A 9,649-nucleotide genomic window follows, 5' to 3' on the forward strand; every position below is an offset into this window, starting at 1 on the left:
GCGCGGACAAGCCCGTCAGTGAAAGCCCTGCCGAAACTGGCGCGGCGTCAGGCCTGTCGCCCTGCGGAAGGCCGCGCTGAAGGCGCTGGCGGTCGCAAATCCCAAAATCCGCGAAATCCGGTTCATCGGCAATGCGCCCGCGCGGATCATGTCCTGCGCCCGTTCGAGGCGGATGGTCGCCGCGTGATCCGACAAGGCCATCCCCGTCCAGCCGCTCCGCCAGGGCGACGACGGGCTGCGCCGTGATCGCGGCGCAGCGACTGAGGCACGCGCAGCCGGGCTGTCCGCCGCCGCCAGCACCGTCCAGGTACAAGACCCGCGCTGTTGCGCCGGACGCGGGGAGGTTGAGAAAATTTGCGTCACAGTTGAACGATAATCTCACATTAGTGATAGAATAATATCTGTATTTGCGTAGCAAATGATGTAATTTATAACGCATCAATGCAAATGGATGGAGAGCGATGAACGTCAGCATGAGCGCGCCACGGGACATCATCATCGACGATCTGGCACAGCCGCGCCTGACCCCCGCGATCGTCGCCGCGCGATGGGGACCAGCCGATTTCGACGCGGACATGGACGTGGGCGGGATATTGTCCCGCGCCAGTGCCCTGACCGGCGGCCTTTCCGACTTTGGCGAGGATAGCGGCGTTCGCGAGCGGCTGGCGGTCGTGCTGCAATCTCTGGCGGAGGATGAAGGGCTCACACGCGGCGGCCGCATCACCATCATCAGCCATGCGATCCGGGTAATGGCCAATCGCCTGCGGATCGAGGATCTGGTGAAACGGCATCCGGAAATTCTCGACATCCCCATCGAAAAACCGCTGATCATCGCGGGACTGCCACGGTCGGGCACCACCCATCTTGTGAACTGGCTGGCGCGCGACGAACGGCTGCGCTCGCTCTCCCTCTGGGAATCGGAAGAACCGGTGCCCGGCGCGCGCCCTTCCCCACCCGGCACGCCGGACCCCCGGCAGGTGCGAAGCGCCGAGTTCTGGCGGCATTTCGAATCCATGCTGCCGCATATGGCGGCAATGCACGGCATGGAGGCCGGTTCGATCCATGAGGATAATGAACTGCTCTACATGGACGTGAACTGCTACAGCTGGGAATTCCAGACGCGCATCCCGCGCTGGATCGACCATTATTTCGCGCATGATCGCACCCCGAGCTATCGTTACGAAAAAAAGGTGCTTCAGGTGCTCAGCTGGTTCCGGGGGCCGAACCGGTGGCTCCTGAAATCGCCGCAGCATATGGAAAATCTGGGTGCGCTGAAGGCCGTCTTCCCCGACGCCACGCTGGTCGTTACCCATCGCGATCCGGTGGCGGTGCTGCGGTCGCTGACGACCATGCTCGGCTATGGCGACCGCATCCGCCGCGATCCGGTCGACCCGCCGGGCCTTGCCCGACACTGGGCGGAGCGGATCGAGCGGCTGCTGCGCGCCTGCATCGATCAGCGCGACCTGTGGGGTCCGGACCAGTCGCTCGACGTGCTGTTCCACGACTATATGGCCGATCAGGAAGGCATGATGCGCCGCGTCTATGATCTGGCCGGCCTCCCGCTGACACTGCAGGCGGAGCGCGCTCTGCTCGACTATCTGGCCGACAATCCGCGCCATGCCCAGGGCCGTGTTGCCTATGATCTGGAGGGCGTGTTCGGCGTCGACATGGCCATGCTGCGCGACCGTTTCGCCTTTTATTACGACCGCTTCCCGGTCAGGCAGGAGAATTGAGATGAACGCCGAAGACAAGGCGACCCAACGCCTGCTTTCCGGCGCGGCATGGGAGGATTTCTGCGAAACCCTCAAGGTCGCGGGCCGTCTGATCGACCGGTTCGGCGACCGGCCCTCCCGTCTCGATCGCGCCGAATGGTATCGTTTCCTCACGCGCCTGACCCGCTCCGGCCTCGAACGGCTGGTGGAGAATGCCGAACCGACCCGCCCCCGCCTGCGCGACATGGTCTGGCGACAGTCGATCAATTTCCAGACGGTCGATCAGGACCATATGATGTGCCAGTTCGACGAGGCGCGCGATTACCGCATCACCGGCACGCGCGGCACCATCCCCTATTTCGTGATGGCGGTGCTGACGGCGCCCGCCCCGACCGATCCGGGCGCGCAGGATTGGGCGCCACAAGGGCTGGAGGGCCTCAAAAGCTTCGATCCGTCCAACCTCAAGACCACCGGCTTCCTTGCCAGCCAGCACCTCTTCAGTGCCGAAGACGGCTCGTTCGAGATCATCCTGTCGCAAGACGATCCCGGACCGGGAAAGAACTGGCTGAAGCTCAACCGCGACACCAATTGCATGTTGATCCGGCTGGTCTGGAGCGATCGCGCCACCCAGATCGCGCCCGCCATGACCATAGAACGGATGGACGGCGCCGCGCCTGAACCCCTCACCCCTGCGCTGATGGCCAACAACCTCGCCTGGGCGGGCCAGAATGTGCTGGGCTATGCCGAACTGGTCCACAACTGGTGGCAGGGCGATCAGGGCCATTTCTCGGCCAGACTCAACCGGCTGGACTTCAGCCGCGCGCAATATCTGTCCAACGGTGGCGTGCCCGACCGCCACGTCGCCTTCGGCGGCTGGGAAAAGCGGCCCGATGAGGCGCTGGTGCTGGAATTCACCCCGCCGCCCTGCGAATATTGGAACTTCCAGATCTGCAACATCTGGCAGGAAAATCTCGACACGTTCGAGGATGGCAATGGCTGGGTGAACAACAACCGCTTCATCGCGGTGTCCGATGGAAGGGTGCGGATCGTCATCGCCGAACGCGATCCGGGCGCGGGCGGCAATTGGGTGAACAGCTTCGGCCACGACAAGGGCCAATGGGCCCTGCGCTTCGTCCAGACGCAGGTGACCCCGCCGGTCAGGCTGTGGCGGCTGCCGCTCGATCAACTGGATCGTGACGGCGTCGCCGCACTCGATCCGGCTGAAGCCGTCGATACCGGCCAGTTCGTGGACTGAAACCATGCTCTCCACCGATCTGGTCCTCTCCAGTCCACCCTTCATCCATGTGCCGTTGCTCGATCGGCTCGCGCCGGCGCGCGAGGCAGGCCTTCAAGGCATTTCGCTGATGCCCCGCGATATCTGGTCGCTGGAACAACAGGGGATGAACGCCGCCGAAATCCGCGCCCGGATCGAAGATCATGGCCTGCGCATCGGGGAAATGGACTGCACTGCCTGCTGGCTGCCATCGCACCGACGCATGGGCGAGGATAGTCCAATGGCCGCGCTGCTGCGCTCCCTGACTCCGGAGCGCGTGATCGCAACGGCCGCACGGATCGGCGCATCATCAGTAACGGCGGTCGAGATGACAGGCGTTGCGCACGCGCTCGACGAAGCGGCGGAAGCCTTCGCCCATGTCTGCGACCGGGCGGCGGACCACGGCCTGAAGGCGCATATCGAATTCCTGCCCTTTGGCGGGATTCCCGATCTGGCGAGTGCCTGGGCGATCGTGCAGATGGCGGGCAGGCCCAATGGCGGCCTGACCCTCGACAGCTGGCATTTCTTTCGCAGCAGGTCCTCGCTCGACCTGCTCGCCGCCATTCCGGGCTCGCGCATCCACACGGTGCAGATCAACGATGCGCCCGCCAAGGCGAGCGACGACCTGATGCAGGAGACGATGAACGGCCGCCTGACACCGGGCGAAGGCAGTCTCGACCTCCTTGGTTTTGTCCGCACATTGGACGAAATCGGCTGCGTCGCACCGGTTTCGGTAGAAATCTTCACGCGCGAAATGGCGTCGCTTCCCATTGCGGAGGTGATCCGCGACTGGGCGCCCGCCACGCGCGCCATCATCAAACGGGCAAGGAACGAAGCATGAGCGAGCAAGGCCAACCCATGGGCGCCGTCGTGGTCGGAACCGGCTTCGGCCTCTTCACCCACGTCCGCGCGCTGCGCAACGCCGGGATAGAGGTGCGCGCCATTGTCGGCCGCGATCGCGAACGCACGGCCGAGCGCGCCGCGCCGCTCGCCATTCCGGTCGCATCCGACGATCTGGAACGCGTGCTCGCGGATGACCCCGCGATCCGGCTGGTGACGGTCGCCACCCCGCCCCACGCCCATTACCATCCGGTTATGCAAGCCATCGCCGCCGGCCGCGCGGTGATGTGCGAAAAGCCCTTCGCCAGGGATCTGGATCAGGCCCGCGACATGCTGGCGGCGGCGGAAAAAGCGGGGGTCGTCCATGCACTGGGCGCGGAATTTCGCTTCGACAGCGCGCAGGCATTGCTCCGCCGGTTGGTGAAGGATGGAATGATCGGCGAGCCGTTGATGTTCAGCCGCATCTATCAGCAGCCGGGCGGCGGTGACCGGGAACCACTTGCCGACTGGTGGACCGATGCAGCGCAAGGCGGCGGCTTTCTGGGTGCATTCGGTACGCACATGATAGACCAGGTACGCACGACGCTGGGCGAGATCGTGGCGGTGAGCGCCATTCTTCGCACGCTTTCCACCGGCCGCCCCGCCATGACGTCGGACGATTATTACAATGTCCAGTTCGTCACCGAAAATGGCTGCCGGGGCGTGATGGAGGCAGCAATGTGCTTTCCGGGGCCCTTCGTCATGGCGACCAAAGTGGCCGGCACGAAGGGCGCGGCATGGATTCAATCCGGCGCGGCCTTTGGCGATCCGGAGGAAGTGTGGGTCAGAAATGCGGACGGCGAGCGTCGGATCGCCATGCCGGCCGAACTCGTCAACCCCGTCCCCGAACCGTTCGCCATCAGGGAACTGATCCAGACCGAAATGGACCGCTGGCACACGCAGGGCTTCGATGTCGCCCCCTATGCCAAGCTTTTCGGGCAAATTAAGGCGCGGATCGAAGGGCGCACGCCACCGCTTCCCGATCCGGCAGGTGATTTCCATGATGCGGCGGCAGGCCAGGCCGTGCTCGACGCCGCCCGCCGCTCGGCGGCCGAAGGACGCTGGGTGGCGGTGGAAAAGCCATGAGCCGCGTCCATCATGACTATGCTGGCGCGCATGTGCTGGTGACGGGCGGCACCAGCGGCATCGGCGCCGCGACGGCAGCAGCCTATCGGCAGGCGGGCGCGGATGTCACCATCACCGGTACGCGCGGCAGCGCGACCGACTATGACGCGGACCTCGGCGGCTATCGCTATCTGCACATGGACGTGGAGGATGGAGCGAGCATCGACGCGGCAGCGGCAGCCCTCCCCCGGCTCGATATATTGATCAACAATGCGGGCATGGCGCTGCCCAGCATCGGCCTTGACGAATATGATCCGGATGTCTTCGCCCGCGCCGTCAACATGTTGCTGGTCGGCGCCTTCCGCATGACCCGGCGCACGATCGGCCTGTTGGCTGAAAGCCGGATCGATGGCGGCGCTTCGGTCATCGGCATCGCATCGATGAGCAGCTTTTTCGGCATTCCGATCGTGCCCGGCTATGGCGCGGCCAAGACCGGCCTTCTGGGCCTGACCCGTGCGCTGGCGGTGGAATGGGGACCGCGCAACATCCGGGTCAATGCGGTGGCAGCAGGCATAACCCGCAGCCGGATGACCGCGGGCACCTTCGCGCAGAAGGAATGGACCGCGCCGGCCCTGGCCCGCACCCCGCTGGGACGACTGGGCGAGCCGGAGGATATTGCTGGCGCCATCCTGTTCCTGACCAGCCCCGCCGCCGCATGGATCACTGGCCAGACGCTGGCCGTGGATGGCGGCTATACGGTGTCGGGATAGATCATGGACGGCGCACCGCCTGCCAAAGGGATGAAACAGGGATGAACGCGATCATGACCGCCCAGGCCATGCTGGCCCATTATGAAATCGGCCGTGAGTTGACGCTTTTCGCCCGTGCCATGGACGATCGCGACTGGCCCTCGATCGGGGCCATTCTTGCCGATGATGCGACCGCCGATTACGGCACCGGCACGCTGACCGGCAGCGACGCGATCATCGCCACGATACGCCGATATCTGGACGCATGCGGCACGACCCAGCATCTGCTCGGCAATCTGATCGTGGACGCGGAAGGGGATCGGGCACGGAGCCGCTGTTACGTCAGCGACATGCATCTGGGCCGGAACGACGCCCCGGAGCCCAATTTCCGGTCGCTCGGCGATTATCACGACCTTTGGGTGCGGATCGACGGACGCTGGAGGCTGTCTGAGCGGCTCAAGCTCAATCGCGCGCTGATCGGATCGATGGACGTATTCGGTTGAATGGATTTATTCAGGAGAGAATGAAATGAACAGAACTATTGTCATAACGGGCGCTGCGTCGGGGATCGGCGCCGCCACGGCGAAGCGGCTGAAAGACGCGGGTCAGCACGTCATCGGCGTCGATCTGCGGCAAGCGGATATCGAGGCGGATCTGGGCACGGAGGCTGGCCGCGCGCATATGGTGGCCGAAGTCGCCCGCCTCGCCCCCGGCGGCATCGACGCGGTGCTGGCCGGGGCCGGCATTTCGCGCGGGGACATGCCGCGCGAAACAGTGGCGATCAACTATTTCGGCGCGCTGGCCACGCTGGAAGGATTGCGCCCGCTCATGGCCGGATCACCGCGCCCGCGCGCCGTCGCCATCTGCTCCACCGCGGCCTTCCTTCCTGCGAACCGTCAGGTGGTGGAATTGTGTCTGGCCGGGGATGAAGCGGGCGCGCTCGACGCCATGGCGGCCGAACCGCAAAGCTCCTATGCGACCTCCAAAAACGCCCTGTCGCTCTGGCTGCGGCGAGCGGCGGTGCGCCCCGAATGGGCGGGCGCCGGCATATTGCTGAACGGCGTCGGGCCAGGCGTCGTCACCACGCCGATGACCACGCCGCTGCTGGACCAGCCCGAAATGGTGAAGCTGATCGGTCAGAGCAATCCGATCGCGGTGGAGGGCTATGCCCAGGCGGAGGAGATTGCCGAGCTGATCGATTTCCTGCTGGGCATGGAAAACCATTATCTGCTGGGCCAGATCATCTTCATCGACGGCGGCAGCGACGCAATCCTCCGGGCCGATCAGGTCTGATCTTCCGGATTGAAGGGAGGGGCAACGCCCCTCCCCCTGCAATCAGGCATTCCCGCCTGTCATGTGCCGCGCCGCGACATAGCCGAAGGTCATCGCCGGCCCGATGGTGACGCCCGCGCCCGGATAACTTTCCCCCATTGCCGACGCCGCATTATTGCCCACCGCATAGAGGCCGGGAATAGGCTTGCCCGCCTCATCGACGACCTGCGCATGGGCGTTGGTCCTGAGGCCACCATTGGTCCCGATATCCCCCGGATAGATCGGCATGGCGTAATAGGGGCCCTTGTCCAGCGGACGCAGGCAGGGATTGGGACCATGGCGGGGATCGCCATACATCTTGTCATAGGCGGCCTCGCCCCGGTGGAATTCCGGGTCCTCGCCCTTCGCCGCATGCATGTTGAAACGGGCGACGGTCGCCGACAACGCCGCCGGGTCCATGCCGATCTTTCCGGCCAGTTGCTCGATCGACCGCCCCTGCTTCAATATCCGGCGCACGGCCCTGCTGTGCAGGAAGGTCGGCATCAGCGGATATAGCGGACCCATAGGAAATTTATGCCGATATTCATGGTCGAAGATCATCCAGCTGGGGGATGCATCGCCATGGTCGGCCTGGCGCCGCGCCATCTGCTGGCCAACGATATGATAGGATGCCGCCTCATTCAGATAACGCTCGCCCCGCTGGTTCACCATGATGCAACCCGGCAGCGCGCGCTCTACGGTGCATAACCGTCCGCGATCCTCGCCCGGTACATGGAAAACCGGTGCGGCCCAGGCCGACTGCATGTTCAGCGTCCCCGCTCCCACCGCCTCGCCCGCGCGGATGCTGTCGCCGGTATTGCTCGTGACGCCGCCGGAATATCGCGCGGCGGGATAAAGCGGCGAATGGCCGTCGCGCATCGCCTGATTCTTGTCATAGCCGCCCGCCGCCAGCACCACGCCCTTGCGCACGCCGATGCGATAGGGCTTGCCGTCCCTTTCCACGACCGCGCCCGTCAACTTGCCGCCTTCGCGCACCAGATCCCTGAGCGGCGTTTCCAGCCAGAGCGGCACGCCCTGCCGGTTGAGCGCCATGCGCAACCCGCCCGTCAGCGCGTTGCCCAGCGTCAGCCGCCGATCCTTGCGGGATGTCAGGCGGAAGGGCAGGTCCAGCCAATATTTGCTCATGTTCACAACCAGATGCCTGATCCATCCCTTGGCCCGGTAGAGCAGTTCATAAGTCTCGCTGAAATGCCAGTTCAGATAACCGAACAGGCTGGCCGCCGGAGATGCGAAACGCAGCTTGCGGATATCCGCGCCCAGCGGCCTGCCGTCGATCGGCATGGGCAGGTGCGTCCGAAATCCCTGCGCCGATCCGCCCGGATTTTCGGCATGATAATCGGGATAGGGAAAGGCCATGTACTGGACCGGCGTGTTGGCCATGACCCAGCGCAGCATCGGGGCGGCATTGTCGACATAGGCACGGATATTGGCATCCGGCACGTTGTCGGCCGACAGCGCCCGCAAATAGGTGAAGGCATCGTCCGGATCATCCTCGAAGCCCGCCGCTTTCGCCGGATCGCTGCCTGGAATCCAGATGCCGCCGCCCGATGTCGCCGAGGTGCCGCCCCAAAGCGCCGCCTTCTCGACAATCAGGACATCCGCGCGGTTGTCGGCGCCGACCAGCGCCGACAGCAAGCCGCCCGCGCCCGATCCCACCACCAATATATCGACTTCCTTGTCCCAGTTGCTCATGCTTGTCGTTTTCCGAATCCTGCCTCGCCCCGCAGAGTGAAAGTCGGTCGCGCCATTCCGGCCACCCCCTTACTCCTGCACTACAATCTAAACGCATAATGCGGCTTCTATTGCCATAAAGTCAACTTTATGCGTAGTATGATGAAATATATTCTACGATCAGGCGAGGGGAGTGCGATGGCGGCTCTAAAAGGCAAGGTAGCGCTGATCACTGGGGCGGGACAAGGCATTGGTCAGGGAATCGCGCTTGCCCTGGCTAGCGAGGGCGTCAACCTGCTGCTTGCGGGGCGTACGTCAGGCAAGCTGGAACAGACGGCAGGGCTGGTCGCGGAACGCGGAGTCCGCGCCATTCCCGTCGCCTGCAATGTCAAGGATGCAGAAGATCTTGCCCGCGCGGTCGAAACCGCCGCGCGCGATCTGGGCGGCGTCGATATCCTCGTCAACAATGCTCAGGAAGTCCCGCTTGGCCTGATCGATGACGTGTCGGACGATGCCTTTGCCGCAGGGTTCGAATCCGGTCCGCTCGCATCCTTCCGGCTGATGAAGCTGGTCCATCCACACATGGCGAAGCGCGGCGGCGGAACGATCTTCAACTTCTCCTCCTCCGCGGGCATCCGATGGGACATGGCGACTTACGGCTGCTATGGCGCGATCAAACAGGCGACCCGGGCGCTGACCCGCGCCGCCGCGTCCGAATGGGGGCGGGACAATATCCGCGTCCTCACAATCGCCCCCCATGCCGAATCACCCGGCCTCAGATGGTGGATCGAAAATAATCCGGAAGAAGCGGAGGCATTTTTCCGCACCATCCCGCTCGGCCGCGTCGGCCGGCTGGAGGAAGATATCGGCCGCGCCATCGTGGCTCTGTGCGGATCGGACCTCGGCTATCTGACCGGCGCGACCATTCCGCTCGACGGCGGCCAGGCCAATTTCGATTAGAGGGATTT

General features: G+C 64.3%; 10 protein-coding genes. 8 read left to right on the plus strand and 2 right to left on the minus strand.

Annotation, left to right across the window (positions count from 1 at the left end; translation table 11 throughout):
* Positions 1-15 precede the first annotated feature (15 nt).
* Positions 16-363, minus strand: a complete 348-nt coding sequence (locus RUH75_RS01690) for a helix-turn-helix domain-containing protein (RefSeq protein WP_313801534.1) — start codon at positions 361-363, stop codon at positions 16-18.
* Positions 364-473: 110 nt separating this feature from the next.
* On the opposite strand from RUH75_RS01690, the gene RUH75_RS01695 reads away from it, so the two are divergent.
* From RUH75_RS01695 to RUH75_RS01725, 7 genes are read left to right on the plus strand one after another with little or no spacing between them, the layout of a single operon-like run.
* The gene (locus tag RUH75_RS01695; protein WP_313801536.1) at positions 474-1,733 is read left to right on the plus strand and encodes a sulfotransferase; all 1,260 of its coding nucleotides are present in this window, start codon (positions 474-476) and stop codon (positions 1,731-1,733) included.
* Between the two features lies 1 nt (position 1,734).
* Positions 1,735-2,967, plus strand: a complete 1,233-nt coding sequence (locus RUH75_RS01700; RefSeq protein ID WP_313801538.1) for a DUF1214 domain-containing protein — start codon at positions 1,735-1,737, stop codon at positions 2,965-2,967.
* Between the two features lie 4 nt (positions 2,968-2,971).
* Complete coding sequence (locus RUH75_RS01705) at positions 2,972-3,826, plus strand: sugar phosphate isomerase/epimerase family protein (RefSeq protein ID WP_313801540.1); 855 nt, start codon at positions 2,972-2,974, stop codon at positions 3,824-3,826.
* On the plus strand, positions 3,823-4,950 hold the full coding sequence (locus RUH75_RS01710; RefSeq protein ID WP_313801542.1) for a Gfo/Idh/MocA family oxidoreductase: 1,128 nt from the start codon (positions 3,823-3,825) through the stop codon (positions 4,948-4,950). Before RUH75_RS01705 ends, RUH75_RS01710 begins: the two co-directional genes overlap by 4 nt.
* Complete coding sequence (locus tag RUH75_RS01715; RefSeq protein WP_313801544.1) at positions 4,947-5,699, plus strand: SDR family oxidoreductase; 753 nt, start codon at positions 4,947-4,949, stop codon at positions 5,697-5,699. The genes RUH75_RS01710 and RUH75_RS01715 overlap by 4 nt, the downstream gene beginning before the upstream one ends.
* 41 nt (positions 5,700-5,740) lie before the next feature.
* The gene (locus tag RUH75_RS01720) at positions 5,741-6,181 is read left to right on the plus strand and encodes a nuclear transport factor 2 family protein (protein ID WP_313801546.1); all 441 of its coding nucleotides are present in this window, start codon (positions 5,741-5,743) and stop codon (positions 6,179-6,181) included.
* A gap of 25 nt (positions 6,182-6,206) precedes the next feature.
* Entirely contained in the window at positions 6,207-6,971 is a 765-nt protein-coding gene (locus RUH75_RS01725) for an SDR family oxidoreductase (RefSeq protein WP_313801548.1), read from the plus strand.
* Between the two features lie 42 nt (positions 6,972-7,013).
* Here the strand turns inward: RUH75_RS01725 and RUH75_RS01730 are convergent, their stop codons facing one another.
* Positions 7,014-8,702, minus strand: coding sequence for an FAD-binding protein (locus RUH75_RS01730; RefSeq protein ID WP_313801550.1), 1,689 nt, complete (start codon positions 8,700-8,702; stop codon positions 7,014-7,016).
* Positions 8,703-8,879: 177 nt separating this feature from the next.
* On the opposite strand from RUH75_RS01730, the gene RUH75_RS01735 reads away from it, so the two are divergent.
* Positions 8,880-9,641 carry an SDR family oxidoreductase gene (locus RUH75_RS01735; protein ID WP_313801552.1) on the plus strand — a complete coding sequence of 254 codons (762 nt, stop codon included), beginning with the start codon at positions 8,880-8,882 and terminating at the stop codon, positions 9,639-9,641.
* The last annotated feature ends 8 nt before the right edge of the window (positions 9,642-9,649 follow it).

The organism is Sphingobium sp. (assembly GCF_032153725.1).
In the GTDB taxonomy this organism is placed as follows: domain Bacteria; phylum Pseudomonadota; class Alphaproteobacteria; order Sphingomonadales; family Sphingomonadaceae; genus Sphingobium.

Bases quoted from the DNA above. Each gene is read 5' to 3' on its own strand.
- RUH75_RS01695 (WP_313801536.1), top strand. From the start codon at position 474: ATGAGCGCGCCACGGGACATCATCATCGACGATCTGGCACAGCCGCGC.
- RUH75_RS01710 (WP_313801542.1), top strand. From the start codon at position 3,823: ATGAGCGAGCAAGGCCAACCCATGGGCGCCGTCGTGGTCGGAACCGGC.
- RUH75_RS01725 (WP_313801548.1), top strand. From the start codon at position 6,207: ATGAACAGAACTATTGTCATAACGGGCGCTGCGTCGGGGATCGGCGCC.
- RUH75_RS01700 (WP_313801538.1), top strand. From the start codon at position 1,735: ATGAACGCCGAAGACAAGGCGACCCAACGCCTGCTTTCCGGCGCGGCA.
- RUH75_RS01735 (WP_313801552.1), top strand. From the start codon at position 8,880: ATGGCGGCTCTAAAAGGCAAGGTAGCGCTGATCACTGGGGCGGGACAA.
- RUH75_RS01705 (WP_313801540.1), top strand. From the start codon at position 2,972: ATGCTCTCCACCGATCTGGTCCTCTCCAGTCCACCCTTCATCCATGTG.
- RUH75_RS01720 (WP_313801546.1), top strand. From the start codon at position 5,741: ATGAACGCGATCATGACCGCCCAGGCCATGCTGGCCCATTATGAAATC.
- RUH75_RS01730 (WP_313801550.1), bottom strand. From the start codon at position 8,702: ATGAGCAACTGGGACAAGGAAGTCGATATATTGGTGGTGGGATCGGGC.
- RUH75_RS01715 (WP_313801544.1), top strand. From the start codon at position 4,947: ATGAGCCGCGTCCATCATGACTATGCTGGCGCGCATGTGCTGGTGACG.